This window comes from Pseudomonas sp. SMV71, from assembly GCF_052042015.1.
In the GTDB taxonomy this organism is placed as follows: domain Bacteria; phylum Pseudomonadota; class Gammaproteobacteria; order Pseudomonadales; family Pseudomonadaceae; genus Aquipseudomonas.
Map to the genome: position 1 here is coordinate 230,045 of NZ_JBKGGU010000005.1, position 26,203 is coordinate 256,247.

The 26,203-nt window shown below is 63.9% G+C and carries 21 protein-coding genes; 14 read left to right on the plus strand and 7 right to left on the minus strand.

Features of this window, described 5'->3' with window-relative positions; genetic code table 11:
* The first annotated feature begins 13 nt into the window (after window positions 1-13).
* Entirely contained in the window at window positions 14-967 is a 954-nt protein-coding gene (locus ACLEJQ_RS06990) for a 2-hydroxyacid dehydrogenase (protein ID WP_440793450.1), read from the plus strand.
* Here the strand turns inward: ACLEJQ_RS06990 and tssA are convergent.
* The 5 genes from tssA to ACLEJQ_RS07015 are packed head-to-tail and all read right to left on the minus strand — an operon-like array spanning window position 964 to window position 8,487.
* On the minus strand, window positions 964-2,046 hold the full coding sequence (gene tssA, locus ACLEJQ_RS06995; RefSeq protein ID WP_440793452.1) for a type VI secretion system protein TssA: 1,083 nt from the start codon (window positions 2,044-2,046) through the stop codon (window positions 964-966). The genes ACLEJQ_RS06990 and tssA overlap by 4 nt on opposite strands.
* A complete protein-coding gene (locus ACLEJQ_RS07000; RefSeq protein ID WP_440793454.1) occupies window positions 2,043-5,867 on the minus strand; it encodes a type VI secretion system protein in 3,825 nt (1,274 codons plus the stop codon). Before ACLEJQ_RS07000 ends, tssA begins: the two co-directional genes overlap by 4 nt.
* A complete protein-coding gene (locus tag ACLEJQ_RS07005; protein ID WP_440793456.1) occupies window positions 5,864-6,625 on the minus strand; it encodes a DotU family type IV/VI secretion system protein in 762 nt (253 codons plus the stop codon). The genes ACLEJQ_RS07000 and ACLEJQ_RS07005 overlap by 4 nt, the downstream gene beginning before the upstream one ends.
* 17 nt (window positions 6,626-6,642) lie before the next feature.
* Window positions 6,643-7,974: a type VI secretion system baseplate subunit TssK gene (gene tssK, locus ACLEJQ_RS07010; RefSeq protein WP_440793458.1), complete on the minus strand. Its 1,332-nt coding sequence runs from the start codon at window positions 7,972-7,974 to the stop codon at window positions 6,643-6,645.
* A 48-nt stretch (window positions 7,975-8,022) separates the two neighbouring features.
* Window positions 8,023-8,487, minus strand: a complete 465-nt coding sequence (locus ACLEJQ_RS07015) for a type VI secretion protein (protein WP_440793460.1) — start codon at window positions 8,485-8,487, stop codon at window positions 8,023-8,025.
* Between the two features lie 223 nt (window positions 8,488-8,710).
* Here ACLEJQ_RS07015 and tssB point away from each other — a divergent pair, with 223 nt between their 5' ends.
* From tssB to ACLEJQ_RS07065, 10 genes are all read left to right on the plus strand, one after another.
* Entirely contained in the window at window positions 8,711-9,271 is a 561-nt protein-coding gene (tssB, locus tag ACLEJQ_RS07020; RefSeq protein ID WP_440793462.1) for a type VI secretion system contractile sheath small subunit, read from the plus strand.
* Window positions 9,272-9,301: 30 nt separating this feature from the next.
* Window positions 9,302-10,783 (plus strand): type VI secretion system contractile sheath large subunit, encoded by a 1,482-nt coding sequence (gene tssC, locus ACLEJQ_RS07025; protein ID WP_440793464.1) that lies wholly within the window; start codon window positions 9,302-9,304, stop codon window positions 10,781-10,783.
* 193 nt (window positions 10,784-10,976) lie between these two features.
* Window positions 10,977-11,474, plus strand: a complete 498-nt coding sequence (locus ACLEJQ_RS07030) for an Hcp family type VI secretion system effector (protein ID WP_014337905.1) — start codon at window positions 10,977-10,979, stop codon at window positions 11,472-11,474.
* Between the two features lie 12 nt (window positions 11,475-11,486).
* Entirely contained in the window at window positions 11,487-11,930 is a 444-nt protein-coding gene (gene tssE, locus ACLEJQ_RS07035; protein WP_440793467.1) for a type VI secretion system baseplate subunit TssE, read from the plus strand.
* Complete coding sequence (tssF, locus tag ACLEJQ_RS07040) at window positions 11,914-13,704, plus strand: type VI secretion system baseplate subunit TssF (protein WP_440793469.1); 1,791 nt, start codon at window positions 11,914-11,916, stop codon at window positions 13,702-13,704. Before tssE ends, tssF begins: the two co-directional genes overlap by 17 nt.
* Complete coding sequence (tssG, locus tag ACLEJQ_RS07045) at window positions 13,668-14,693, plus strand: type VI secretion system baseplate subunit TssG (protein WP_440793471.1); 1,026 nt, start codon at window positions 13,668-13,670, stop codon at window positions 14,691-14,693. Before tssF ends, tssG begins: the two co-directional genes overlap by 37 nt.
* A 1-nt stretch (window position 14,694) precedes the next feature.
* A complete protein-coding gene (tssH, locus tag ACLEJQ_RS07050) occupies window positions 14,695-17,238 on the plus strand; it encodes a type VI secretion system ATPase TssH (RefSeq protein ID WP_440793473.1) in 2,544 nt (847 codons plus the stop codon).
* A gap of 34 nt (window positions 17,239-17,272) precedes the next feature.
* Entirely contained in the window at window positions 17,273-17,941 is a 669-nt protein-coding gene (locus ACLEJQ_RS07055; protein ID WP_440793475.1) for an endonuclease/exonuclease/phosphatase family protein, read from the plus strand.
* 4 nt (window positions 17,942-17,945) lie between these two features.
* Window positions 17,946-19,955, plus strand: coding sequence for a type VI secretion system tip protein TssI/VgrG (gene tssI, locus ACLEJQ_RS07060; protein ID WP_440793477.1), 2,010 nt, complete (start codon window positions 17,946-17,948; stop codon window positions 19,953-19,955).
* Window positions 19,956-19,967: 12 nt separating this feature from the next.
* Window positions 19,968-20,510 (plus strand): toxin-antitoxin system YwqK family antitoxin, encoded by a 543-nt coding sequence (locus tag ACLEJQ_RS07065; RefSeq protein ID WP_440793479.1) that lies wholly within the window; start codon window positions 19,968-19,970, stop codon window positions 20,508-20,510.
* A gap of 191 nt (window positions 20,511-20,701) precedes the next feature.
* On the opposite strand, the gene ACLEJQ_RS07070 is transcribed toward ACLEJQ_RS07065, so the two are convergent.
* Window positions 20,702-21,097, minus strand: a complete 396-nt coding sequence (locus ACLEJQ_RS07070; RefSeq protein ID WP_440793481.1) for a DUF4280 domain-containing protein — start codon at window positions 21,095-21,097, stop codon at window positions 20,702-20,704.
* A gap of 178 nt (window positions 21,098-21,275) precedes the next feature.
* On the opposite strand from ACLEJQ_RS07070, the gene ACLEJQ_RS07075 reads away from it, so the two are divergent.
* From ACLEJQ_RS07075 to ACLEJQ_RS07085, 3 genes are all read left to right on the plus strand, one after another.
* Window positions 21,276-22,343 (plus strand): phosphotransferase family protein, encoded by a 1,068-nt coding sequence (locus tag ACLEJQ_RS07075; protein WP_440793483.1) that lies wholly within the window; start codon window positions 21,276-21,278, stop codon window positions 22,341-22,343.
* A 24-nt stretch (window positions 22,344-22,367) separates the two neighbouring features.
* Window positions 22,368-23,135, plus strand: coding sequence for an SDR family oxidoreductase (locus tag ACLEJQ_RS07080; protein ID WP_003180553.1), 768 nt, complete (start codon window positions 22,368-22,370; stop codon window positions 23,133-23,135).
* A gap of 229 nt (window positions 23,136-23,364) precedes the next feature.
* Complete coding sequence (locus ACLEJQ_RS07085; protein WP_440793485.1) at window positions 23,365-24,480, plus strand: Gfo/Idh/MocA family protein; 1,116 nt, start codon at window positions 23,365-23,367, stop codon at window positions 24,478-24,480.
* A 261-nt stretch (window positions 24,481-24,741) separates the two neighbouring features.
* On the opposite strand, the gene ACLEJQ_RS07090 is transcribed toward ACLEJQ_RS07085, so the two are convergent.
* Window positions 24,742-26,190 (minus strand): FAD/NAD(P)-binding protein, encoded by a 1,449-nt coding sequence (locus ACLEJQ_RS07090; protein WP_440793487.1) that lies wholly within the window; start codon window positions 26,188-26,190, stop codon window positions 24,742-24,744.
* Window positions 26,191-26,203: the final 13 nt, after the last annotated feature.

The window sequence follows — 26,203 nt, forward strand, 5'->3', positions numbered from 1 at the left end:
TCAGGAGCCCAGCATGACCGCGACCGTCCTGGTACTGGTTGAAACCGTCAACGAATACCTGCCCATTCTTGAGCACCAGGGCTATCACCTGGAGTTGGCGCCGACGCCGGCCGAACGCAAGACGGCGATTTTCGAGCATGGGGAGCGGTTCAGCGCGGTGTTGACTCGTGGCCCCTTGGGGCTGACGGCCGAGGAAATTGCCGCCCTGCCCAATCTGCGGATCATCTGTGTGATCGGTGCCGGTTACGAGCAGGTGGACCTGCAAGCCGCACGCCAGCGCGGCATCGTGGTGACCAACGGTGCCGGGGTCAACGCCTCTTCGGTGGCCGACCATGCCATGGCCCTGCTGCTGGCGCTGGTCCGGGATATTCCCCGGGCCGACGCAAGCGTGCGCCGGGGCGAATGGGCGAAGATCATGCGTCCATCCCTGGCCGGCAAGCGGCTCGGCGTGCTGGGCCTGGGGGCGGTGGGGATGGCGATCGCCAAGCGTGCCGCCCTCGGGTTCGACATGAGCGTCAGCTACCATAATCGGCGGATGCGCAACGACGTGCCCTACAGCTTCTGCTCCACGCCCACGGAACTGGCGCGAGCTTCGGACTTTCTGGTCGTCGCCGCCCCCGGAGGCCTGGACACCCGGCAACTGATCAACAAACAGGCCCTCGATGCCCTGGGCCCCCATGGGTTCCTGGTGAACATTGCCAGAGCCAGCGTGGTCGCCACGGCCGAGCTGATCAGTGCCCTGGAACATCGACGCATCGCTGGGGCCGCGCTGGATGTCTTTGATGACGAGCCGCACGTGCCGGATGCACTGAAAAAACTGCCGAACGTGATCCTGACGCCCCATGTCGCCGGCCTGTCGCCGCAAGCCACCCAAGGTACCGTGGAGCTGGTGGGACAGAACCTGAACGCGTTTTTCTCTGGTAAGCCGGTGCTGACGCCGGTGCCGTTACCCGACGCGCCGTACTAAAGCACACCCAGCAATGTCCACAACCGCCGGGACTCGGCATCGGCGCTGATCAGTTCGCCCAGCAGCTCACTCAACGGCTTGTTGCCCCATTCCACGCCGCGCCGGATCAGGTACGGCACCGGGCTATGGGGTTCGGTGCGCGCCAGGTAGCCGGCAATGACCATCAATTGTCGATAGGCCTCCTCGCGATTGGCCGGCTCCTGGAAGACCTGGGCGGGTGCCGCCTGGGGTTCGGCAGTCGGCGTCGTTAGCGCGGATGTCGCCTGCACCGGTGCGACACTGGGTTGTTGTGGATGCATCGCGATGAACTCCTCGACCAGCGCCAACAGGGCCTGGATCACATCCTGCAGGGATTTGTAGCCTGGGGCCAAATTGCCCAGGTAGGCGTCGCTCCAGGCCTCGAGCCGCTGCAAATGTTGCAGGCTCAACATCAGGCTGCCCTGGCGATGCAACCAGAACGACAACGGTGTGGCACGAATCAGTTCGGCGACTTTCTTCTGGTCGGTGCGCGCCGCCTCCGCTGAAGCCTTGGCGTTCTTGCTGTCATTGACCGGCACTTGCTGGCGTTGCAAGCGTTGCCAGTCGTCCAGGCAAAACCCGGCGAAAGCCTGCTCCCGGCCCTCGAACAGGGGCACCCGCGTCAACAGCACTTCGCTGTAGCGTCGGGCCAGCCATTCCAGGGGAATCACCCGCCACGACTGATCACCCTCCTCGGCCTGGGGATGCAACTGCTCGGGATAACGCTCGCACAGCCCGGCCACCAGCGCCAGGCTACCGGGCAAACCCTCCAGCCCCGCCAGGTGCAACCAGGCCTCCCCCAGCCAGGCACTGATCATCAGGTCCTTGCTGCGCTCCCGCAAAAGCGTGGTCGCGAGCCGCTCCAGTTCCGGCCATTGGGCACGCTTGATGGACGACTGCCACACCCCCGTGGGCAGGCTGGTGTCGTCCTCGCGGCGCAACTCGCGCAACTGGTCGTATTCGGTCTCGTAGCGCAGGTCCTGGCCGCAGGGCGATTCGGCACTCAACGGCTCGAGCAACTGCGTGACCAATTCGGGCAACGCTGATATCGGCAGGCTCACAGGCCCTCCTCACGGGTGGCGATGGCAGGACTCGATGGGGTCGCCATGAACGGTGAACGGGGCGCACGGGTCGGCAACGGCGGGATCGACAGCGGCAGCTTCGACCCCTGGCTCATCAGCGAAAGGCGTACGAACATCAGGGTCTGTTCGGCTGTCCGGGCCTGGGTCCGGGCTGTCACCGGCAATTGCAAGGCCAGGGGAAAGTCGGTGTAGTCGACATTCGGCTGACGCTGGGCCGAGCCCAACGAGCGCATCAACCGCAGCAATGCCCACGGCCCCTGGTATTCCCAGCCGGCTTCCAGGTCGCGCACCACCAGGTCCGGTTGCAACGGGTCGTTGACCGGGCGCTGGTAACCGTTGCGGGCCCAGCGCAGGGTCAGGCGCACCGGTTGCCCGACCATCCAGCGCAGGTTCGGCTGCTCGGCGCCGGGGTAGCTGATCTGCTGGTTGCCGGCATTCAGGCCCCAGGCAATCACCTGGTCGGCACCGCGCTCTTCATCGCGGTCGGTGCGCCAGCGCACGTCCATCTCCACTCCCAGGATGCCGCTCTTGTCCCGCACGAACAACGGCCCGAGCCAGGTTCCGGCCTGTTTCAAACGGTTGAGAAAATCTTGCGCCGCCAACCGCTCCGGCGTCTGGCTCAGCGTCAACCCGGCCTGGGCCAGGGGCAGTCGGGTGTCGATCAACTCCAGCAGATGCTGGACCCGTGCCGGATCGGCATCGCTGGCCCGCACATCCGTGGAAAACGGAAAACGCCCCGCCAAGTACTGATTGAAATAGTTCACCAGGTCGTTCCAGGCGGTCGCGGCCTGGTTCTGTTGCAGATACAGGCAGCGTTGCAGGGCACTCTGTTGCAGCGCCACGGTGCGCTGGGCCAGGTCACCGCGTCCGGCGGACAGGCTGGCCGTCTTCAGGATCTGTGCGCAGGAGCTGATGTCCATCTCGATGAAATCCCGGCTCACCAGTTGTTCCAGTTGGGCCGCCGAACTGGCCGGGTTCTGGTTCTTGTACTTGAGCAGTTCATCGTTGAGGGCCATGAACCGCGCCACCTGGTCGTGCTCGCTGGCCGACAGGCTGTCCTGTTGGACGATCAGCCATTCCAGCGCCGGCATCCGCTGCTCGGCGATCTGCACCATGGCGCCGAATTGCTGGTTCAGGTTCAGCTTCAGTTCTTGCGGATCGCTGGCACCGTAGAGCTGCAAACCGAAATTCTTCGCACCGTTCCAACGCTGCAAATCAGCGCGCTGGCTGAACAGCGGCTGCGCATCGATTTCATCCAGGGCGCGCCTGATCTGCGCCAGGGCCCGGCGATTGAGCAGCCGCTGGAAACGTATCGCCAGGTCATTGCGATGCACGTCCATGAAGGCTTTTTGCAGCGCCACGGCCTGGGTCGTCTGCACGTTGAAGCCCATGCCGGGCAATTGCTCGTCGCTCTCGTCCAGGCTCAACCACATGGCTCGCGCCGCCGCGCCTTCAGCCGCTTGCATCAGCGCGTCGCGGTAGTCCGGCGGGATCCGCGGCAGTTCTTCATTGGCGTAGCTTTTGAAACTGGCAAAGTAGTTCAGGGCGACGCTGAAATCATCGCTGCCATCGCCCTGGCCCGTCGAATCGGCGCTGCTGTCCGAAGGATCTTTCTGCAAGGCCAACGCCACGAAGTCGCGCTTGAACAGTGCCTGGACCGCGCCATCCAGTGCGGTGACGTGTTCCTGCAACACCAGCAGGCCGCTGCCCTGTTGCACCAGCAGGTTGTCCCGCGAACCGGTCTGGACGATCCACTGATCGCGAAAACTCTGTTGCAGTTTCGCCGCCTGGCTCTCCAGGTCCTGCTCGATGTCCGGCCCGAGCAAGCTGCTGTGGCTGACCTTGTCCATCAGTTGCGTGTAGCCGGGCACCAGGTCCTGGCCCTTGCCGCGGCCCCAGGCGGAATTGGTCAGGCTGACCAGGGTCTGCAAATCGTCGATCAGCGCCATCAGGTCTTCGAGCTCACTCAAGGAATTGCCGCTGCCGGCCTCCAGCCGTTGCAGGTGCAGCTTGAGATAGCCGGCCTGGCGCACGAAGTTGTCGGCCAGGAAATAATGATCGAGCCAGCGCTGCATCAGGCCGGTGAAGTTATCCGAGATCACCGGGCGTGCGGCCTCCAGGTCCAGGCCTTTGAGGTCAGCGTTCTGGGAGTCGAACAGTACCCGGTTATAGAACCGGGCCCGGCTCAAGGTGCCGGTGTTGAGGTTCAGCGACAAGGCGCTGTTGCTCAATTGCACCAGTTCATCCAGCGGCGCCTTGGGGTTGTTCACCGCCTGATTGAACATCTGGTTGTACTGCTCGAGCCGGGCCGCCAGTTCAACCAATTGCCGGGCTTTCACGTAGCTCTGCCATTGCGCCGGGTCTTCACTCTGCGAGTTTCCCCTACGCTCGGTGTTGCGGATGGCCTTGAGCTGTTCCAGGTCCGATGCCAGCAGATCACGCAACGGCAGGACCCAATGGTGCCGGGCGGTCAGGCGCAGGCCGGCCTGCAACTGATCGTCCAGGTCGGAGAACCACGAGGTCGGGAAGACCACTGAGACGAAGCGCCAGCGCGGGGCCTTTTCCAGCACGTTCCAGTAGTTCTGCACGTTGTGCCGGGTCAGCTCCAGCTGCGGCTTGTCAGGGTCGACGGCGAGGTGATTCTTATGGGCGCTCAGAATCAGGTGGGACAGCTCGCCGGCCTGTTCCACCGAATCCTGCCAGACCCAGATCATCCCCCCCAGCCAGAGCAGGCCAACCACCAGCGCCACGCCGCCGGCCAACCGATGCCAGCGTTGGCGCAAGCGCAGCAGGCGCGGCACCGACTGGGCCAGGCCGCGCTCGGCCACCAGCCTGCGGGCCCACAAATGGCGGGCGAACACGGTTTGCCGCAGGGTACCGTCATTGGCCGCGAGCCCATCGCCGCTGACCGCCGGCGCCTGGCTGGCGGTGAAATACACCCCGCGAAAACGCGGCGCCTCGCCCTGGGCATTGCCTTGGAACACCGGTTCCAACAGGATCTGCAAGGCCCGGCGCAGGCCTTCGAAGCGCTCCGGCAAGCCATACAGATCGGCGCTCAATTGCCCCGACAGCGCGCCGATCTCGATGATCGACTGCGCCAGCGCGGCATGAACCTGGTCCAGCGCCTGGTCACTCCATTGCGACTGCCACGCCGCGTCGGGCGCGTAAGGCGATGACCAGCCCAACATCGACTCGCGGGCCTCGGCTGGCAAGGCACTGACCAGTTCCTGGAAGCCGGGCAGTTCTTCCATTCCGGTGACCACCACATACACGGGCAGGCTGAGACCGAACCGTTGCAACAGATCAATGAAACAGCGCCGGACCTTGAGGCTCAGGTCGGCGGTGTGTTCGCTGTCGTCGAGGCGGGCGAACGGCACGGTCCAGATCACCGCGTCCAACGGTCGCTTGCTGCGCAGCCGCAGGATCAGCCCCAACAGGCGCCACCAGTTGCCCCGTTGCCGGTTCATGCCCTCCTCAGGCAGGAACAACGCCTGGGGCACCACCAGCACCGCGCCTTCGGCATCCGACCACCAACGACCGAACCACGCCGCCTTGTCCGTCGGTTGCAGGCGCCATTGCGCGCACAATCGGGCACCGTCGGTTTCATTGCCGAGCATCATCAACCAGGGCATCTGGTACCGGTCCCGGGTACCCTGCTCCTGCTCCATGTGGCGCACCGCGCCGTAGAAGCTGCGAATGGCCGCGCCACCCTGGGTGCGCAACCACCAGAGCAGCGCGGCGAGGAGCAGCACCAGGACGAAGGCGAGCAGCACCAGTGCAACGAGACTCAGGGTGCTCATGAGTCCTGCTCCTGGACTACCGACTCGTTCAGTTGCAGGACCGGTTCCAGCGCCGAGCGGATGTCACGCCAGAACACCTGCCCCAATCCGGTCAGCAACAGCACCATCGCCAGGATCGCCAACCCCAGGCGCAAGCCGTCGGGCAGCGATGTCTGCGCCGGCATGCGCACCGGTGGTGCCACCGCCGATAGCGCCAGGCGCTGGCTGACATCGATATAATCGGGGTCGTGCTGCCAGGCGAAGGTGAACAGCGCCAGGCGCCATTTTTCGTGCTGGACCTGGCCGGGCTCACCGCGCAGTCGTCCCTGGAAGCCGAGGATCAGGCATTGCAGGTAGACATTGGCCAGGTCCCGGGTGCCGGGCATCTGTTCATCCAGCAGTTTCTTGATGGCGGCAGGCAACCGCTCGCCGGCCTGGCGACTGGAATACATGCGCGATTCAAGGGGGTGTTGCTGCCAGGCCAGTTGCCCGGGCCATGGGCTGAACAGCAAGGTTTCGTCCACCAGCGCCACGAAGGCGTAGACCACAGCCTTGACCTGCTCGGTGGCAGCGTCGCCGACGGTGGCGAACGCCACCCGCCACAAACGCTGGGCGCTGCGCCCGGAAAACTCCACCACGCGGTTGACCAGCGCGGCCGGGTCGCTGTCCTTGGGCAGGTCCTGCCAGTCCTGGGACCATTTAAGCCAGGCCTGACGAAACGCGCTGCTCAGCGGCGCCTCATGCAGACTCCGAACCGCCCCGCCACTTCCGTCAGGCATACGACTCCCCTTTACGATCAGGCACTCTCACCGGCTTGCGCGACGAACAACACCACCTGCCATGGGCCGCTGGCCTGTGCCGACGCCGGCGCGACAATGTGCAACGGCAGCTGGCCGTCGAACCATTGCCCACTGGCGGCCACCACGAACAAGCGGGTGTCGTCGCCCACGCTGTAGGCCACCTGTTCGTTGCGGCTCATGGCCTGATGAGGCAGGCCACTCATGCGTTGCCGGCTCAGCAGCGGGACATGCGGCGCGGAGGCGATGATCGCCCCCCGCAACCACTCGGCGGCGGCCTGCTCGCTGGCGCCGTTGGGCATGCGCAGGCCGATCACCAGGCGCTGGCTCGGTTGATCGTCGGGCAGTTGGATCGAAAACACCGGGTCATTGCGTTCGAAGGCCAGGCTGCGGTAGCCGGCGCGGACCCGCTCCAGGGTGGTTTCCAGCCAGTCGAGCAGCGGCTCGTAACCGCGCTGCAATTCGAGGAAATCCAGCGGGGCGAAGGCCGGGACACCCGCCAGCAGATCGAGTGCCGACCAGCTGCCGGCCAGCCCCAGCAACAAACCGTACAGCGACTGCGGTGTCGCCACTCGGGTGTTCAACGCACCCTCGACTTCCGGCAAACGCGCCCACAGTGCGGTCAGTTGTCGGCGGATCTCCAGCGCATCGTCCTGATTACCGGCCGCTTGAGCCTGGCGCAGCCGACCGGCCAGGAACAGGCACTTTTCCCGGGCCCGTGCGCACAGCCCGGCAACGCGCCGCCCGAGCAACGATTCGGGTAGCAGGACCGGAGTCGGTGGCGTGTAGGGCACCCGCAGAAAGCCACCGCCTTCCTTGCGGATGCGCAACAGCGGCAGGCAGATCGAATCGGCCTTGCTCAGCTGCGTGCACAGCCGTGGGTTGGGGCGCCAGACAGTAATCGATTCCGGAAATTCGCCGCTGGTAAGGTCCGGCAGCGCCTCGCCGACCACCGATTGCAAGCGACCCTTGAGCGGCAGCAGTTGCCCGGCGCGCCACAGCGGGCTGACGGCCAAGTACACGGTCACGGTGGCGTCGTCGGTCTTGTCCACCGCCTCGCTGATGTCCAGCTCCAACGTCGGCCCGATCCCCGCCTGCAAGTTGACCGGCAGGCCATCGGGCAAGGTGCCTTGCAATTGCAACAACCGCACCTGCCCGGCACTCAGCGCCGAAGGGTCGACTTCCAGTTGGCTGACGCCCCAGAACCAGGGGTTGCAGGCCACAGCAAAATGCGCCGCCAGGGCCTCGGCGCGTAGCCCTTGCAATTGAAAATGCTGGGGCAGCAATTGCATGCCCTCGTGCCAGCACACCGCGTCAGGTAACAGACTCATACGACTCCCTTCGACCTTCCAATATCGCCGCGCCAGGGCGGCATGCGGTCACTCAACGCTGGCCTTGCGCTGGTCATCGTTGACCAGGTTCATCTCACGACTGTCGAACTTCAGCCACGCCTCGCGCTGGTCGTCCAGCCGAAGCCGGTGGGCTCCGGGAGTGTTATAGCTGGCGAAGACCAAAAGTCCAGCGGCGCGCCGGCCCTCCAGCGGGAAGGGTTGGCGGTCGATGAACTGCCCCGGGACCAGCTCCAGCCCCCACACCGACAGGAGCTGGCGATAGTCGCGCTGGTACTGTTCACGCCCGGCGAACCATTGGCTGGCGGTAATGCCCGACAGTTGCTTGAGCAGATCAGGGTCGTTCACCGCGATAAAATCCACCGCGATCGGTGTGTCGTCATTGGCACGGGGCGCCACGTCCAGCGTCAGGCTGTCGAGTTCGACGTCAGGGGCGAAAAGCGAGCAACCGCTGAGCGCCAGGCTGAAAAAAAATCCACAAAAAAACCCACGCAAAATGAATCTTCCTTTTCTCAGCGGTCAAAAATTGTTTTCGCTTGCATTTTTATAGACCTGTTCTAGCGTCTTGGGTAGTTCGACCAACACGGTCGAATGGACCAGGTTCGTCAAGGGAATGACAGGTTTTCTGCCCTCCGTTTGCAACCTGCGGATCAGCAAGGGAATGCGATGAGCGGGCCTCCCGATGCATTGCTTCCCATACGCATCGGAGTCGGCCGCCATGGCAGAAAGTACCCAGCACAAGCTCGACAGAATCCGCCCTCCCCGCGTCCAGATCACCTATGACGTGGAAATCGGCAACGCCATCGAGAAAAAAGAACTGCCACTGGTCGTCGGCATTCTGGCCGACCTTTCGGGCAAGCCACTGGAGCCGTTGCCCAAGCTCAACGAGCGGCGCTTCACGGAAATCGACCGGGACAATTTCAACGAGGTACTCGCCTCCATCTCCCCCCGCGCCACGCTCCAGGTGAACAACACCCTCAGCGGCGACGACAGCAAGCTCAACATCGAACTCAAGTTCCGTCACATCGATGACTTCGACCCGGTCAAGGTCGTGGAGCAGATCACTCCGCTGCGTCGGCTGTTCGAAGCACGCCAGCGGCTGCGCGACCTGTTGACCAAGCTCGACGGCAACGACGACCTGGACAAGCTGCTGCGCGACGTGATCGCCAACACCGAAGGCCTGCAAGAAATCAAATCCTCCCGGCCCCAGGACGCATCGCCAGAGCTGCCGACCGTGGCCGCCAACGATGACCCAGCCCCGACCGAACCACAGGCCTGATCGTGCTCATCATTCAAGGGAGATAAAGCCATGCCTGCTTCATCCAGCGCTCAAACCAGCGAGAGCACGACCCAGACCCTGTCCCTGCTGGACAAAATCATCGCCGAAGGCCGCATGGCCCACGACGACAGCCAGCAGGACTACGCCCGCGACATGCTGGCCGAATTCGCCACCCAGGTCCTCGACGAAGGCATGGCCATCGACAAGGACACCGTGGCGATGATCAACGACCGCATCAGCCAGATCGATCAGTTGATCAGCGCCCAGCTCAACGAAGTGCTGCACCACCCCGACCTGCAGAAACTCGAAGCCTCCTGGCGCGGCCTGCACTTGCTGGTGCAGAACACCGAGACCAGCACCCGGCTCAAGTTGCGCTTGCTCAACGTGACGCAGAAAGAGCTGCAGAACGATTTGGAAAAAGCCGTCGAATTCGACCAGAGCGCGCTGTTCAAGAAAATCTACGAAGAAGAATATGGGACCTTCGGCGGGCATCCGTTCAGCCTGCTGGTGGGTGACTACACCTTTGGCCGGCACCCGCAAGACATCGGCCTGCTGGAAAAACTGTCGAATGTCGCGGCTGCCGCCCATGCACCGTTCATTGCCGCCGCCAGCCCACGCCTGTTCGACATGACCAGCTTCACCGAACTGGCAGTGCCGAGGGACTTGTCGAAGATTTTCGAGAGCCAGGAATTGATCAAATGGCGCTCGTTCCGTGAAAGCGAGGACTCGCGCTACGTGTCGCTGGTGCTGCCGCACTTCCTGCTGCGCCTGCCCTATGGTCCGGACACCTTGCCAGTGGAAGGCATCAACTACGTCGAGGACGTCAACGGCACCGACCACAGCAAATACCTGTGGGGCAACGCCGCCTGGGCGCTGTCGCAACGCATCACCGAGGCCTTCGCCAAATACGGCTGGTGCGCGGCGATTCGCGGCGCCGAGGGGGGTGGTGCTGTCCAGGGGCTACCGGCACACACGTTCCGCACCAGCTCCGGCGACCTGTCGCTCAAATGCCCGACCGAGGTGGCGATCACTGACCGGCGCGAGAAAGAGCTCAACGACCTGGGCTTCATTTCCCTGTGCCACAAGAAGAACAGCGACGTGGCGGTGTTCTTCGGCGGCCAGACCACCAACAAGGCCAAGGTCTACAACACCAACGAGGCCAACGCCAACGCGCGGATTTCGGCGATGTTGCCCTATGTGCTGGCGGCCTCGCGCTTCGCCCACTACCTGAAGGTGATCATGCGCGACAAGGTCGGCAGCTTCATGACCCGCGACAACGTGCAGACCTACCTCAACAACTGGATTGCCGACTACGTGCTGATCAACGACAACGCGCCGCAAGAGATCAAGGCGCAGTATCCGTTGCGCGAGGCGCGGGTGGACGTGACCGAAGTCGCCGGCAAGCCCGGGGCGTACAAGGCCACGGTGTTCCTGCGGCCGCACTTCCAGCTCGAGGAACTGACCGCATCGATCCGCCTGGTGGCGACATTGCCGCCACCGGTTGCTGCCTGACGACGCATAGGACCGTGACAGAGAAACCTGTGGCGAGGGAGCTTGCTCCCGCTGGGTTGCGCAGCAGCCTTGGAAAACAGGGCCGCTTCGCGCCCCAGCGGGAGCAAACTCCCCCGCCACAATAAGCTCGCTCGCCACAGGTTCAGTGCTTGTCCTTTACCCATCGGTATCTCTTTTTCAGGAGCTGCACACAATGGATGCAATCATTCTCGACCTCGGCGGCGACATCAAGGGCGACAGCCTGCTGGAGGGCTTCACGGACAAAATCGAGGTCATGTCCTACAGCCACAATGTGGCGATGCAGGTCACCAACGACGTCAGCAACTCGGAGCGCACTTCCGGCCGACCGCACATCGGCGAATTCACCCTGACCAAATTCATCGACAGTTCCACCCCGTCCCTCAATGAATACTGCTGCGCCGGCAAGCCGATCCCGCAAGCGGTGATCACCATCGGCCGCAACGCCGCCGAAGGCAGCGGGCAGATCATGCCGTTCATCGTCTACACCCTCACCAATGTCGTGCTGTCGAACGTCAGCGTCAGCGGCGGTACCGGTGGCAAGCCGGTGGAAACCCTGTCGCTGAACTTCACCAAGATCAAGTGGGAGCTCACCGCCCAGAAAGACGACGGCACCAAGGAAGGCACCGCCGGCACGACCTGGGACCTGGCGGCCAACAAAATGACCAAGTGACGGAGCGCACCCATGGCAGGCTTCGGCCTTCGTCCGCCGCTGTTCGAACGCCTGGCCGGCACGGCGGACGATGCCGGCCGGGTGTTCGACCGGCAGGCGTTGCAGGATTCGGTTCACGCCGAACTGCTGCGCCTGTTCAACACACGGCGCGGGCCGAAAGCGCTCACCGAACCGCCGAGCATCCTGGACTATGGCATCGCCGACTGGACCGCACTTCAACAACAGCGCAGCGATGACCGACGCCAGCTGACCCGGGAAATCCGCCAGGCCATCAGCCAATTCGAGCCACGCCTGCGCCTGGGCGAGGTGGAGGTCTGTCCGGTACCGGGCCATCCGCAGCAGCTGTGCATACGATTGTCGGGCGAGCTGCGCGGCGACTCGCATCCATGGCCCGTGGCCTTTGTCATCGAGCACGCCGGCGACGGCGTCGAGGTACGCCATGAGCGACTCGATTGACCCGCAACTGCTGGACTACTACCAGCGTGAACTGACCTGGTTGCGGCACGCCGGGAGCCTGTTCGCCGAACGCTACCCCAAGGTTGCCCGGCGTCTGGAATTGTCGCCCGGCGAATGCCCCGACCCGCACGTCGAACGCCTGCTCGAAGGATTCGCCCTGCTGGCCGCCCGCCTGCAGCGCCGGCTCGATGACGACTACGCCGAGTTCAGCGACGCCCTGCTCGAACAGCTCTACCCGCTGGCCATGCGCCCGTTGCCGTCGTGCGCCATCGTCCAGTTCGAACCCGACCCCAGCAAAGGCAACCTTGACCAGGGCTATCCGCTGCCCCGGGACACGCCGTTGTTCGTCACCACCGACAAGGGCCAGAGCATTCACTTTCGCACCACCGCCGCGGTGCAGCTGTGGCCGCTGGAAGTCTGCGAAGCGTTGCTGCTGGGCGGCGACGAAGCCCAGGCATTGACCGGAGTAGTCCAGGCGCGCTCGGCCTTGCGCCTGCATCTGCGGTGCCTGGGGGACAGCCAATGGTCGACGCTGGGGATCGAGCAGTTGCGAATACACCTGGCCGCCTCGCCGATGATCAACGCCTGGCTCTACGACCTGCTCGGCGCCCACGCCGTCAAAGTCCTCGCCGGCCCGCCGGGCAGTGTGCCGGAGCCGCTGGCAGGCTTGCCGGGCATCGTCGGCTTTGCCGGCGACCAGGCGTTGCTGCCCGACGAAGATGGCGTGCACCCAGGCATGCGGCTGCTGGCCGAGTACCTGGCCTTTCCCGACAAGTTCGGCTTCTTCGACCTGCCGCTGGCCGGGGCGGTCAGCGACAGCCCGTCGTTGTATCTGTACATCGTCTTCGACCGGGCGCCTGCCAGCCGTTTGCCGCTGCAAGCCAGTGACATCGCCCTGGGCTGCGCGCCGGTGATCAACCTGTTTCCCCGGACCTCCGAACCGCTGCGACCGGACGGCACCCGCAGCGAATATCGCCTGGTGGCTGACAGTCATCGGGAAAACAGCGTCGAGATCCACAGCATCCGTGGCATGCGCGCCACTTCCAGCGAGGGCGTGCGCAACGTGCCGGCCTACTATGGCAGCCAGCACGGCGGCGCTTCGTCCTGCTACTGGCACGCCCGACGGGTCAGCGGCATGAGCCCGAACCGGCTGGGCACCGACCTGATGGTCAGCCTGGTGGACACCGGGTTCGACCCGTTGGCCGAGACCCGCGACTACAGCCTCACCGCCGAACTGCTGTGCACCAACCGCCACCTGGCCCAGAGCCTGCCGGCGGGTACGCCGCTGGGTTTCGAGCGTCCGGGACCGGTGGCCTGGGCGCGCCTGCGCAACCCGCCGAGCCCGCAAAGCCTGCCGCGCCTGGACGGTGAGTCGCGCTGGCGACTGGTGTCGCAGTTGACCCTCAACCACCTGTCACTGGTCGAAGGCCCCCAGGCACTGGATGCGTTGCGCGAGATCCTGGAGCTGCACAACCTGCGGGACGAGGCCAGCGCCCGGCGGCAGATCGAAGGGGTATTCGGGCTGGGTTGCGAGCGGGTCATCGCTCACGTCGGTGAAGACGCCTGGCGGGGCTGGCGCAATGGCCTGGAGGTGCGCCTGCAACTGGATCCGCAACACTTCGTCGGCAGCAGCGCCGTGCTGTTCTCCGGGGTGTTGGCGCAGTTCTTCTCGCTGTATGCCACCGCCAATCGTTTCGTGCGCACCGTGCTGGTCCAGTCCGACAGGGAGGTGAAGACATGGCAACCCCAAGCCGGCAAACCCCTGACGCTCTGAACCTGAGTCAGCGCCTGCGCCGCGATCCGCAACGTTTCGAATGGCTCCAGGCGTTGTTGTTGCTGGAGCGCGAGCAGCCCCAGGCCGAGCCGCTGGGCAGCGGCACCGCGCCCCACGCCGAGGCTTTGCGCCTGCGCGGGCCGTTGACGCCGTTGTTCGCCGCCAGCGAAATCGAAAGCCTGAATCAGGAAGCCGACGCACCACCGGTGCTCACCACGCCCATCTTCGGCCTCGGCGGCCCGGACGGTCCGTTGCCCTACGCCTATCAGGAATGGCTGCAACAACGGGCGCGGGCTCGCGATCATGCCCCGGCAGAATTTCTCGACCTGTTTCAACATCGCCTGCTGAGCCTGCTTTACAAGGTGATGCGCAAGCATCGCATCGCCCTCGGTTTCACCACCCCCGGCGCCTCGGCCGTACAAGCGCAACTGCGCGCCTTGACCGGCCTGCTACCCAAGGCCTTACAGGAACGCCAGGCCGCGCCCGACTCCGCCGTGCTCGCGTGCAGCGCGCTGTACGCCGATGGGCGTCGCTCCCTGGCCGGGTTCGCGGCGATTGTCCGCGAACAGTTCAGCTTGCCCGTGGAGCTGACCGCCTACGAAGGCGGCTGGCGCGAAATACCGCCGGCCAGCCGCAGCCGTCTGCAAGCGGGCGGCCGCAACCTGTGCCTGGGTCGCAGCGCAGTGGCCGGTATCCGGGTCTGGGATGAACATGCCGGCGTGCGCTTGACCCTCGGCCCGCTGAGCGCCGCCCAGGCCAATGCACTGCTGCCCAACGGCGAGACCCACCCGCTGCTCGCCAGCCTCTATGCGTTGTATTTCGGCCCGGACCTCGATTGCACCCTGGTGCTGTTGATCCGTGGCGCCGGTCCGTTGCAGCTGGGCCACCAGGCTCCACCGCGCTTGAACTGGAACGGTGGCCTGCAGCGCCAATCGACCCTTGCCGTGCAACGGATCGAAACCCGCCTTCGTCAGCCGGAGATCGCTTGAAATGGAACTGGCCAGCCTGATCGGACGCCTCAACCCGGACAACCGCCGAGCCCTGGAACGGGCGGCGCAACGCTGCATGCAGCGCAGCCACCATTACGTGGAAATCGAACATTTGTTGTTGGAACTGCTGGACATCGAAGGCGGTGATTTCGCTTGCCTGCTGCCGCGCTTCGGGCTGGAGCGTGACGCGGTGGCCGCGGAAATCAACAAGGCCCTGGAGCTGTTCAAATCCGGCAGCACTCGCACACCTGCGCTGTCGGCGCAGACGATTGGCCTGCTGGAAGACGCCGTGGTCCAGGCCAGCGTGCTGGGCCAGGACAGCATCCGCTCCGGCTTGCTGTTGCTGGCGCTGCTGGACCGCGACGAGCGTCGTAGCCTGTTGCTCAACAGCGCTTCGTCGCTGCTGCGCATCCCGCGCGACGCGTTGCGCACGCACCTGCTGGAATGGACCGAAAGCTCTCGCGAGCATGTCGGTGGCGTGCGGCCGGCCAAAGCGGTTGAAGCCGCGCAGCCACAGGACCCGGTCCTCGACCAGTACACCCAGGACCTGACCGCCGACGCCCGGGACGGGCGCATCGACCCGATCGTCGGGCGTGACGGGGAGATTCGCCAGTGCATCGATATTCTGCTCAGGCGCCGGCAGAACAACCCGATCCTGGTGGGCGCGCCGGGGGTCGGCAAGACTGCGGTGGTGGAAGGCCTGGCCCTGCGCATCGCCGCCGGAGACGTGCCGCCGTCGTTGCAGGAGGTCACGCTGCGGGTGCTCGATCTGGGCCTGTTGCAGGCCGGTGCCGGGGTCAAGGGTGAGTTCGAACAACGCCTCAAGGGCGTGATCGATGCGGTGCGCAGCGCCGAAAAACCGATCATCCTGTTCATCGACGAAGCCCACACGCTGATCGGCGCCGGTGGCGCAGAGGGCGGCAGCGACGCCGCCAACCTGCTCAAGCCGGCCCTGGCCCGGGGCGAACTGCGCACCCTGGCCGCTACCACCTGGCTGGAGTACAAGAAATACTTCGAGAAGGACCCGGCCCTGGCCCGACGCTTCCAACTGGTGCAGGTTGAAGAGCCGGACGAACTCACCGCCGTGGAAATGCTCCGCGGCGTCGCTACCAAACTGGAGCTGCACCATGGCGTGCAGGTGCTGGACGCGGCGATCCACGAAGCGGTGAAGCTGTCTCACCGCTACATTTCCGGACGGCAGCTACCGGATAAAGCCATCAGCGTGCTCGACACCGCCTGCGCCCGTGTCGCCCTCGGCCAGCATGACGTGCCGCCGCCCCTGGAGAGCCTGCGCCACCGCCAGAACAGCCTCAAGGATGAAGTCGAACGCCTGCGCCGGGAACAGGCCACCGGGCTCGATCACCGCGAACGCATTACCCAGCTGGAAGCCGAGTCGAGCAGCAACGTCCAGGCCATCCGCGAGCTGGAAACCCGTTGGGGCGAAGAGCGCGAGGCCGTGCGTGAACTGCTCGATGCCCGCCGTGAATTGCTGACCTTAAGCGAACGCGCCGACGGCGAAAAAGCCGACACCGACATCGATAACCGCATCGATCACCTGGCCGCCGAACTGCTGCGCCTGGAGGCCGGCCTCGACGCCATTCGCCAGGACGATCCGCTGGTGCCCGAGCAGGTGGACAGCAAGACCGTCGCTGCCGTGATCGCTGGCTGGACCGGTATTCCCGTCGGCAAGATGCTCGCCGACGAAGCCCACGCCGTGCGTACCCTCGGCCAACGCATGGGCCAGCGAGTGATGGGCCAGGACAGCGCGCTGAACACCATCGCCCAGCGCTTGCAAGCCTACCGCGCCGGCCTGACCGATCCGCAGAAACCGGTCGGGGTGTTCCTGCTGGTCGGCCCCACCGGCGTGGGCAAGACCGAAACCGCCTACGCCCTGGCCGATGCCTTGTACGGCGGCGAGCGCAACCTGATCAGCATCAACCTTTCGGAATACCAAGAAGCCCACACCGTCAGCCAGCTCAAGGGCGCCCCGCCCGGCTACGTCGGCTACGGCAGCGGCGGTGTGCTCACCGAAGCGGTGCGGCGCAAACCCTATTCGGTGGTGCTGCTGGATGAAATCGAAAAGGCCCACCCGGATGTGCTCGAAGCCTTCTACAACGTTTTCGACAAAGGCCTGATGGAAGACGGCACCGGGCTGGTGGTGGATTTCAAGAACACCGTGATGCTTGCCACCAGCAACGTCGGCGCCGAACTGCTGCTCGACACCCCCGCCGCGCAGCTGGGCACCGACGCCTTCAACGAAACCTTGCACAAGGTCCTGCTGCAAGCGTTTCGCCCGGCGTTCCTGGCGCGCATGACGGTGGTGGCGTACCGGCCGCTGGATGAGGCAACGCTGGAGGGGATCGTGCTGGCGAAACTGGAAAAACTGCGTGGGCGCTACAAGGCCGCGACCGGCAAACAGTTCGAGTTCGATGCCGGGATCGTCAAGGCGGTCCTGGCCAAGTGCAGCGCAGCCGGAGCGCGGGATATCGAGAATGTGCTGATGACGCAAGTGACGGGCAAGTTGGCACAGTGGGTCCTGGAATGAACGCGAGGCCGATGCGGCACGGGGAGATTGTCTGATGAGAATTGGCAGTTTCAATGTCGAGAAAAACGGCAAGTCCTCCACGCTGGAAAAACAGACGCAGGTGGACATCTTTCTCTACAACTGCTGCTCCAGCAATTACTGGGATGCGGACATCGTTTTCCTGTGTGAAATACATTCGGCGCAAATCGATAATTACCGCTCCAACCTAGCTGCCATCTACAAAAACTACAGCGTCTACTCCTTCACCGGCGGCCACTCCAATGCCTACATTGTCCTGGTCAAGAGCTTCGAGAAACTGCAAGTGGTCAGCCAGGGCAGCCTCTTCACCTTGAACAGGGATTTGATCGCCATCGAAGCCCAAAGCGTGAACGGCTACACCGGCTATGTATTCCTCGCCCATTTCAAGTCGGGACAGAACGGTGTGACCAAAAGCCAACTCATATCCTGTACGTCCCTGGGCGGTAAGTGGGTCGCGACCGGCGATCTGAACCTCGATTACCAGAAGGTCGGAGAACTCGATACCCCCGGCCTGGCCTATGAATGCTGGGGCGGCCAACAGACCCAAAGCAAGGGCGGCATTCTCGACTGGGTGTTGGCGTCAGTGGATGTCACCGTCACGCCGGTCGACATCACCGGGCTTGCCCATGTGTTCGATATGTCCGGCCCCGATCACCGCCCGATCCTGTTCGACGTCAAAGGCTGACCGCATGCCCCGCTCCACCGACAGCAACACCACCCTCTCCCTCACCGCCGCTACGCTGGCGGCGCTGTACCCGGATTCGCTGTCCGGCGAAGAGCGCCTCAACGCATTGGGCTCGCACATCCTCAACGGCATCAACGATGGTGCTTCGCTGACCCTCACCACGGCCGTCGCCAGCCATGTCACCACCACCCTGCACAACGACGCACTGTTGCGCCCGATGGATTGGCTGGTCGCCGAGATCCGCCAGCTTCCCGCCGACGCCACCGCCGAGCGCTACCAGCTGCTGCTCCGGCCCTGGCTCTGGTGGCTGAGCCTGGCGAGCAACAACCGGGTGTTCCAGAACCTCACCACCTCGGACATCGTCACGACGATCTTCAAGGCCCACGGCTTTACCGATTTCCAGCTCAAGCTCAGCGGCAGCTACACGCCACGGGAATATTGCGTGCAGTACGCCGAGACCGACCTGGCATTCGTCTCACGGCTGATGGAAGAAGACGCAATCTTCTGGTTTTTTGCCCACGAGGAAGGCAAGCACACCCTGGTCCTGGCCGACAGCAACGATGCCTTCATGCCTATCCCCAATGGGCCGACGGTGAATTATCTGGGACAGAAACCGGGCGAACGTGAACTGCACGGCATCCGCTCGGGACAGGTGTGCCTGCAAGCGGTGGCCGGGGTCTACCAGGCGACGGATTACGAATTCACCACGCCGACCACCTCGCTGTTCAGCCAGGCTGAGGCCGTGGCCGGACCCGCCTCGATGTACGAGCACCCCGGCGGCTATACGGCCAAGGCCCAGGGCGACTTGTTGACCAAACAACGGGTGGACGGCCTGCGCAGCCAGGAGAAACGCTTTGTCGGTGAAAGCGATTGCCGTTGGTTGGTGCCTGGGTACTGGTTCACCCTCGCCGGTCATGAAGACACGACGCTGAATATCGACTGGGTGGTGGTTTCGGTCAGCCACGAAGCCAGCCACGATGGCTATCGCAACCGCTTCGAAGCGATCCCCAAGGCCACGACCTACAGGCCGGCCCGGATCACGCCAAAGCCGCGCATGCACACCCAGACGGCATTGGTGGTGGGCAAGGCCGGCGAGGAAATCTGGACCGACGAATATGGGCGGATCAAGTTGCAGTTTCCCTGGGATCGTACCGGCAAGAACGACGAAACCTCGTCCTGCTGGGTGCGGGTGGTCCTGCCTTGGAGCGGCAAGGGCTTTGGCATGCAATTCGTGCCGCGCATTGGTCAGGAAGTCATCGTCACCTTCATCGATGGTGACCCGGACCGTCCGCTGGTGACCGGCTGCGTCTACAACGGCGACAACGCCCTGCCCTATGCGCTGCCGGCGAACCAGACCCAGTCCGGGATCAAGACCAACTCGTCCAAGGGCGGCGGCGGTTTCAACGAGTTGCGCTTCGAGGACAAGAAGGATGCCGAGGAAGTGTTTCTCCAGGCCCAGAAAGACTTCAACATCAACGTGCTCAACGACACCACCGCCACCGTCGGCCACGACGAAACCCTCACCGTGCAGAACGCCCGCACGCGCACGGTCAAGGATGGCGACGAAACCGTCATCCTGGAGAAAGGCAAGCGCAGCGTGACGATCCAGACCGGCAGCGACAGCCTCGATGTGAAAGACACCCGCACCGTCACCGTGGGTTCGGACCAGAACCACAGCACCGGCGGCAACTACACCAGCAAGGTCAGTGGCAATTATGAACTCACGGTGGACGGCAACCTGACGATCAAGGTCAGCGGCACCCTGACCCTGCAAAGCGGCGGCAGTTTCGCGATCAAGAGCGGCGCGGACCTGGCAGCCCAGGCCAGCACGTCCATCAGCCAGAAGGCCGGCACGGCCTTGAGCAACCAGGCCGGTACCTCACTGGAAAACAAGGCCGGCACCACCTTGACCAACGACGCCGGCATCAGCCTGGTGAACAAGGCCGCCGCCGAACAGACCGTGGACGGCGGCGGCATGCTGACGATCAAGGGCGGCCTGGTGAAGGTCAACTGACGGGAGCGCACGATGGCGTCGAAAAAACTCGAGGTGGAACGGGGCGACAGTCAACTCGATGGGCAGTTGCTGGACGGTCGCCTCGACGGCCCTTTGAAAATAGCGGAAGCCGGGCGCACGCAAGCGAAACTCAACTACCAGCACGGCGAGCTACAAGGCAGCAGCACCTTGTATCACCCGAACGGGAAGGTCTCGGCGGTCTTGCCATTTGTGAACGGCAAGCTGCACGGTATGGCGAGTTTCTATGCCGCCGAAGGCGGGTTGCAGCGCCAGGCCAGCTACCGCGCCGGGCTGCTGCACGGCGAGGCGAACAATTACTTTCCCGATGGACAACTGGCCGAAGCCGAGTTCTACCGCGACGGCGTGCGCGACGGCCACTACCGCCGCCTGCACCCCAACGGCAAGCCCGCCGTTGAGGCTCGCTACCTCAACGGTCAGCTACTGGAACCGGCCCACACCTACGCCGAAGACGGCCGGCCACTGGATGCCGACGGCAAACCGATCTCCCGAGTGCGCTGGTGGTTCCGGCGCTGGAACGACCCGGCGCAGGCCTGAGTGCACCGGGGATCGGTCTTCTTACCGCAGATCCCCTGTGGGAGCGAGCTTGCTCGCGATGGCGGTGGGTCAGTCGATATCGCTGTGGCAGATACATCGCTATCGCGAGCAAGCTCGCTCCCACAGGGGATGCGCATGGATCAGATTTTTTCCCACCACATTTGAGCTACATGATGGCCGCCGGCTTTCCTTCAGGGAATCAACATCTGCACCTGCCCCGGCACCACGATCTTGATCACCCCGGCCCAGGTGCACATCAAGGTGCTGTTGGCGTCGATGGCCGGCATGTTGCCTAGCAGCAAGGTCGGGGCGCCGCCGGGGATCCACGGGGTGGCGGTGGCCGGGATGCAGGGCATGGGGGTCAGCACACCCAGGGCCGCCGCGGTGGCCGCGGCCACGGTCGGGTTGGCCAGGCTCGTGCACATACCAAACGTAGTGACGTTCACCAGCGGAATGTGATCCATGATGTTCGCCGCCGGCATTCCACCTGTCAGCATTCGATTGACCGGCAATACATTGAGCACCGCCGGGGCCGCGCCGAAGCTGCATTGCAAGGTCGCGGTGGCACAGACTTGCGGGCATCCCATCGTGGTAACTCCTCCTTCAAGAGCGACCCCGAAACCATAGCTCACCCGAGCACATCAAGCCCGCTGATCATCCGGCAACACGCTAACCTATAAGACCCTGGCGTACTTGTGACGCCTCCCACGCGCCATTAGATTAGCCAATGATCGATGGCCTCCAAAATAAGCAGAAGGGATAAGCATGGCGTTTACTGATCAGTCCACCCGCGTGCGCGACGGTGAAGAACTCGATGCCAACCTGATCGACCCGTACCTCAAGGCCCACATTCCAGGCCTGACCGGGCTGCCGCGGATCAGCCAGTTTCCCGGTGGTGCATCGAACCTGACCTACCTGCTGGAATACCCCGGGCAGGAGTTTGTCCTGCGCCGCCCGCCGTTCGGCCACAAGGCCAAGTCCGCCCACGACATGGGCCGTGAGTTCCGCATCCTCAATCAACTGCGCGACGGCTTCCCGTACTGCCCGAAAGCCTATGTGCACTGCACCGACGAATCGGTGATAGGCGCCGAGTTTTATGTGATGGAGCGAGTCAAGGGCATCATCCTGCGCTCCGACCTGCCGCCGGAACTGGGTTTCGACGCGGCCCGCACCGAAGCGCTTTGCAAGAGTTTCATCGACCGGCTCGTCGAGTTGCATCGGGTCGACTACAACGCCTGCGGCCTGGCCGACCTGGGCAAGCCCGAAGGCTACGTGACCCGGCAGATCCGGGGCTGGAGCGAGCGCTACGAAAAAGCCCTGACCCCCGACGCGCCGAAATGGGAGGCAGTCAAGGCCTGGCTCAACGACAAGATGCCGGCCGACCACCCGACCTCGAGCATCGTCCACAACGACTATCGCTTCGACAACGTGATCCTCGACCCGCAAAACCCGATGCAGATCATCGGCGTGCTGGATTGGGAGCTGACCACCCTGGGCGATCCGTTGATGGACCTGGGCAACAGCCTCGCCTACTGGATCGAGGCCGACGACCCGGCACCGGTGCAATTGATGCGCCGCCAGCCCAGCCATGCGCCAGGCATGCTGACCCGCCGCGAGTTCGTCGACTACTACGCCGAGCGCGCCGGGATCCGCATCGACAATTTCGATTTCTACTACACCTACGGCCTGTTCCGCCTGGCCGGTATCGTCCAGCAGATCTACTACCGCTTCTTCCACGGCCAGACCCAGGACAAACGCTTCGCGCAGTTCGTTCAGATGAACACACTGCTGGAGCAGATGAGCTTGCAGGTCATCGGCAAATCCACGCTTTAAGCGCACCCAGAACAAGGAAACAGCATGTCCAAGACTCAGTTGTTCGACCTCGACGGTAAGATCGCTTTCGTGTCCGGTGCCAGCCGCGGCATCGGCGAAGCCATCGCCAAGCTGCTGGCCCAGCAAGGCGCCCATGTGATCGTTTCCAGCCGCAAGCTCGACGGTTGCCAGCATGTGGCCGACGCCATCATCGCCGCTGGCGGCAAAGCCACCGCCATCGCCTGCCATATCGGTGAAATGGAGCAGATCAGCCAGGTATTCGCCGGCATCCGCGAGCAGTTCGGACGCCTGGACATCCTGGTGAACAACGCCGCCACCAACCCGCAATTCTGCAACGTGCTGGACACCGACCTGGGCGCCTTTCAGAAAACCGTCGACGTGAACATCCGCGGCTATTTCTTCATGTCGGTGGAAGCCGGCAAGCTGATGCGCGAAAACGGCGGTGGCAGCATCATCAATGTGGCGTCGATCAACGGCATCTCGCCGGGGATTTTCCAGGGCATCTACTCGGTGACCAAGGCCGCGGTGATCAACATGACCAAGGTCTTCGCCAAGGAGTGCGCACAGTTCGGTATTCGCTGCAATGCCCTGCTGCCGGGCCTGACCGACACCAAGTTCGCCTCGGCACTGGTCAAGAACGACGCCATTCTGAAAACCGCACTGGCTCAGATCCCGCTCAAACGCGTGGCCGACCCGAGCGAAATGGCCGGCGCAGTGCTGTACCTGGCCAGCGATGCGTCGAGCTATACCACGGGTGTGGCGTTGAACGTCGACGGCGGGTTTCTCTCCTGACAACGAGCGCCATTGAGGCTTTTGAGAAACCTGTGGGAGCGAGCTTGCTCGCGATGGCGTTGTATCAGTCACACCAGTGCTGCTGACCCACCGCTATCGCGAGCAAGCTCGCTCCCACAAGGGATCCACCGCGATCGAGGAAATGAATATTTATTCCAATATTTGCAATTAGAGAATATTTATTCCATAAAGAGCCCTCCTGAAAATAATTATTCAAAGGGCTCTTCTCATGCATGATCTCGGCATCGGTCTGATTGGCACCGGCTTCATGGGCCGTGCCCATGCCTTGGCATTCAACAATGCCAAAACGGTGTTCGATCTTCCCCTGAACCTCACACTGGCAGCACTGGTCGACGCCGATCCGCAGCGTGCCCGGCAATGTGCCCAGAGCTGGGGCTTCGAGACGGCTCACAGCGACTGGCAACAACTGATCGACGACCCGAAGGTCAATCTGATCGCCATCACCACACCCAACCACCTGCATTTCCCAATGGCCATGGCGGCGTTGGCGGCGGGCAAGCCGGTCTATTGCGAAAAGCCACTGGCGGTGTCCCTCGAACAAGCCGACCAGATGCGCCAGGCGGCCATGGCAGCTGGCGTGGTCACACGAGTCGGCTACAACTACCAGCACAACCCGATGATCCAGCTGGCGCGAGAGCTGATCCAACGCGGGGAGCTGGGACAAATCATCAGTTTCCAGGGCGAGTTCAGTGAGGACTTCATGGCCGATCCGGAATCGCCATGGTCATGGCGCTGCGAGGCGGCCCACGCCGGTGGTACCTTGGCCGACCTGGGCAGCCACTTGCTGGCGATGGCCCGTCATCTCGTGGGCGACATCGAGGCGGTGTGCGCCGACAGCCAGACCGTGCACACTCAGCGCCCAGCCAGCATCGGCAATCCCGAAAAACGCACCATCGCAGTGGATGACCAGATTCACGCCCTGCTGCGTTTCACCAATGGCGCCCGTGGCACGGTGAGCAGCAGCTGGCTCAAGCACGGCTACAAAAACCACCTGAGCTTCGAGATCAGCGGCACCCTGGGCACATTGGCGTTCGATCAGGAACGACTCAATGAACTGCGCCTGTGCCGCGCAGGCCAGCCCGGCTTCCAACGCCTGCTGGCCGGCCCGGACCTGCCGGGCTACGCCGCGTTCAGCCCGGCGGCGGGTCATCAACTGGGGTACAACGAATTGAAAACCCTGGAAGTCCAGGAGCTGCTCATGGCCCTCGCCGGCCTGGGTGGCAGCGGGACTGATTTTGAAGAGGCCTGGGAAGTGGAACGGCTGGCGAGCGCGATTCGAATGGCGGCGCGGGAACAGCGTTGGGTGAAAATCAGTGAGCTATAGCCTCGCACTTAAGTGAACACCCGTGGCTAGGGAGCTTGGTCGGAAAACGGGCATCTTACGCACAGGTTTCGCACGGGCTGACAGCCAACGGGCGCTGACTGGTTGACGCACACCGTTCTTGTGGCGAGGGAGCTTGCTCCCGCCGGGCTACGCAGTAGCCCCAGAACCATCCACCCTGGCGTGTCAGGTTGATCGCATTCAGCCCGTTGGGTCGCTGCGCGCCCCAACGGGAGCAAGCTCCCTCGCCACGAGGAAACGCGTTCAGCCGTAAGTTTGATTTTGTAGTTCGGCCAACCGCCCCGCCAACGCCTTAGCCTGACTCGCCACATCAGTCACAGCCGTACTTTCCCACCACATCCCCCGCAACGGCGCTCCCATGGCGAACAGGCGTTCGGCGGGTTCGCCGCGGGCGTTGAGGACCGCGCCGTCGGCACGGGCGGCGATGCCCAGGGCCAGCGGGCCGGGCTGGATCAAGCCACGAACCAGCAGTTGCTGCGGCAACGGTCGGGCAACCCGGCGCCAGTCATATTCGATGCCACTGGAGTTGATCAACGCAGCGCCGTGCACCACCGTCGCCTCAGCCTCGCCCCGCCGGCGGATGCGAATCCCCAGCGTTCCTTCGGAACACGCCACCAACCCTTCGAACGATGCTGCCTGGATCCGCAACCGCCCTTGCTGGTGCAAACGCGCCACCAGTTCAGCACTCAACGGCGGCGAACGATGGTGATGGCTTTCCCACCACGGGCGGATATGCCGGACGAATTGCCGACGCTGCACATCGCTGGCTTGGCTCCACAGGCGGCCAATATGCGCACGCACGGTGTCCAGCGGCGCCTGCCAATCGATGCCTTGGGCCTGGGCCTGACGGCATTGCTCGCGCAGGGCGCGCATCAACTGGCGCGGGGAACGCAAGCTGTGGTCTTCGGCAAGAAAATCCGCCCAAGCTGGCGGCTGACGGCGCACATGCGGCAACAGCCCATGACGGGAAAACACTTCAATGGGCCCACGGTGCCCGGCCTGTTCCAGGGACACGACGGCATCGACCATGGTCAGCCCCGAGCCGATGATCAGCACCGTGGACTGCGGATCGAGCTGGCGCATCGCAGCCACGTCCCACGGATCCAGGGCCGCGGCGTTCAAGCCGCTGGACTCGGTTTGCGGCGTCCGTGCCGCCGGGAACATGCCCGTCGCCAACACGGCGAAACGCCCGCGCAAGGCCTGGCCGTCATCCAGGGTCAGCAACACCGCACCCTCGACGAATTGCAGATCCACCACCTCCCCGCGCACGTGCTCGGCCACGGAGCCGTGCTGTGCGCCGACCGCCCGGGCCTCGTCCAGGCGTTGTTGCACATACAGGCCAAATATTCCCCGCGGTGGAAACAGCTCGCTGACCGGCACATGCTGCTGGTCCGATTCAGGCCAGCCGCCGGCCTCTATGAATCCGGTGAGCCATTGGGTCAGGTCGTCGGCGTTGTCCGGGTCGACACTCATCCGCGCCGCGTTGCCGTTCAAGGTGTGGCCCAACTCCACGGCACTGTAGGCCTCGCCCCGGCCCAGTTCAGCGCGCGGCTCGACGATCAGCACCTGACGCCGGCCGGGCAAACGCAGCAACTGTGCCGCCAGCATGGCGCCACTCAGGCCGCCGCCGACAATCAGGATATCGGCTTCGCGGGCCGGGCCGCCCTCGTGTTGATCCAGCGCTGTGTCCATACCGCTCTCCAGG

Bases quoted from the DNA above. Each gene is read 5' to 3' on its own strand.
- ACLEJQ_RS06990 (WP_440793450.1), top strand. From the start codon at position 14: ATGACCGCGACCGTCCTGGTACTGGTTGAAACCGTCAACGAATACCTG.
- ACLEJQ_RS07000 (WP_440793454.1), bottom strand. From the start codon at position 5,867: ATGAGCACCCTGAGTCTCGTTGCACTGGTGCTGCTCGCCTTCGTCCTG.
- ACLEJQ_RS07005 (WP_440793456.1), bottom strand. From the start codon at position 6,625: ATGCCTGACGGAAGTGGCGGGGCGGTTCGGAGTCTGCATGAGGCGCCG.
- tssK (WP_440793458.1), bottom strand. From the start codon at position 7,974: ATGAGTCTGTTACCTGACGCGGTGTGCTGGCACGAGGGCATGCAATTG.
- tssB (WP_440793462.1), top strand. From the start codon at position 8,711: ATGGCAGAAAGTACCCAGCACAAGCTCGACAGAATCCGCCCTCCCCGC.
- tssC (WP_440793464.1), top strand. From the start codon at position 9,302: ATGCCTGCTTCATCCAGCGCTCAAACCAGCGAGAGCACGACCCAGACC.
- ACLEJQ_RS07030 (WP_014337905.1), top strand. From the start codon at position 10,977: ATGGATGCAATCATTCTCGACCTCGGCGGCGACATCAAGGGCGACAGC.
- tssE (WP_440793467.1), top strand. From the start codon at position 11,487: ATGGCAGGCTTCGGCCTTCGTCCGCCGCTGTTCGAACGCCTGGCCGGC.
- tssF (WP_440793469.1), top strand. From the start codon at position 11,914: ATGAGCGACTCGATTGACCCGCAACTGCTGGACTACTACCAGCGTGAA.
- tssG (WP_440793471.1), top strand. From the start codon at position 13,668: ATGGCAACCCCAAGCCGGCAAACCCCTGACGCTCTGAACCTGAGTCAG.
- tssH (WP_440793473.1), top strand. From the start codon at position 14,695: ATGGAACTGGCCAGCCTGATCGGACGCCTCAACCCGGACAACCGCCGA.
- ACLEJQ_RS07055 (WP_440793475.1), top strand. From the start codon at position 17,273: ATGAGAATTGGCAGTTTCAATGTCGAGAAAAACGGCAAGTCCTCCACG.
- tssI (WP_440793477.1), top strand. From the start codon at position 17,946: ATGCCCCGCTCCACCGACAGCAACACCACCCTCTCCCTCACCGCCGCT.
- ACLEJQ_RS07065 (WP_440793479.1), top strand. From the start codon at position 19,968: ATGGCGTCGAAAAAACTCGAGGTGGAACGGGGCGACAGTCAACTCGAT.
- ACLEJQ_RS07070 (WP_440793481.1), bottom strand. From the start codon at position 21,097: ATGGGATGCCCGCAAGTCTGTGCCACCGCGACCTTGCAATGCAGCTTC.
- ACLEJQ_RS07075 (WP_440793483.1), top strand. From the start codon at position 21,276: ATGGCGTTTACTGATCAGTCCACCCGCGTGCGCGACGGTGAAGAACTC.
- ACLEJQ_RS07080 (WP_003180553.1), top strand. From the start codon at position 22,368: ATGTCCAAGACTCAGTTGTTCGACCTCGACGGTAAGATCGCTTTCGTG.
- ACLEJQ_RS07085 (WP_440793485.1), top strand. From the start codon at position 23,365: ATGCATGATCTCGGCATCGGTCTGATTGGCACCGGCTTCATGGGCCGT.
- ACLEJQ_RS07090 (WP_440793487.1), bottom strand. From the start codon at position 26,190: ATGGACACAGCGCTGGATCAACACGAGGGCGGCCCGGCCCGCGAAGCC.